This window comes from Pseudomonas sp. GW704-F2 (assembly GCF_059423025.1).
In genome coordinates, this window is record NZ_JBWKXO010000097.1 from 1 (window position 1) to 756 (window position 756).

Here is a 756-nt window from a genome sequence, read left to right on the forward strand (position 1 = left end):
CGGAGTGGCGATTACGGCACGGAGAGCTTCAACTACGTTTACCACACCGGCAACACTACCCGCGCCGCTGACGGCACACTGAAGGCTATTTAAATGACGACTCGCGCAGCATTAAATATTCTCGGCGCCACCGGTGCCATCATCGACATTACTTCGCTTGGTATCGACACCATTACCACGGATCACCCTGGCCCCGGCCAGTACCTGATTCACGGCACGCTCGGCATGGCGCCGGCGCCAGAAGGCTGGGGCTACGTGCTGAACCAGGTGGACGCCGCCTGCTCGGTCGCCATCGGATACACCGACGGAGTGCTGGCGGTGAGCGTCGCCAAAGACGGCGAGCCGACAGACCTCGCGCACAGCATCACGTTGCATGTCGCGGTGGAGTCGTTGCCGCCTCAAGAAATGCCGGCCCCTGCGCCGATACCAACCGTTGATCCACTCGATCTGGCCCAGACTGAGATCGCTCGGCTGCGCTCGATCGCTGATTACGCCGTTGCACCACTGCAGGATGCCGTTGACGTAGATGAAGCCACGCCCGAAGATGTGGCATCGCTGAAAGCCTGGAAGAAATTCCGCGTGGCGCTGAACCGAGTGCCCGAGCAGGCGGGCTATCCGCAGGTCATCGACTGGCCGGTGGCCCCGACGTAATTGTCGACCGAACAATGACACCCGCCACGAGCGGGTATTTTTTTGTCTGGAGAAAAGCCATGCCGATCACCGAGCAGCAGTTGCTGCAGATCCTCCCGAACGCCG

1 protein-coding gene is annotated in these 756 nt (G+C 61.1%); it reads left to right on the forward strand.

The features are described from left to right. Positions 1-93: 93 nt before the first annotated feature. Entirely contained in the window at positions 94-651 is a 558-nt protein-coding gene (locus tag AC07W0_RS30910; protein ID WP_495029351.1) for a tail fiber assembly protein, read from the forward strand. Positions 652-756: the final 105 nt, after the last annotated feature.

What these genes read in the sequence shown, in the direction of transcription:
- AC07W0_RS30910 (WP_495029351.1), top strand. Translation starts at nt 94, where the DNA reads ATGACGACTCGCGCAGCATTAAATATTCTCGGCGCCACCGGTGCCATC.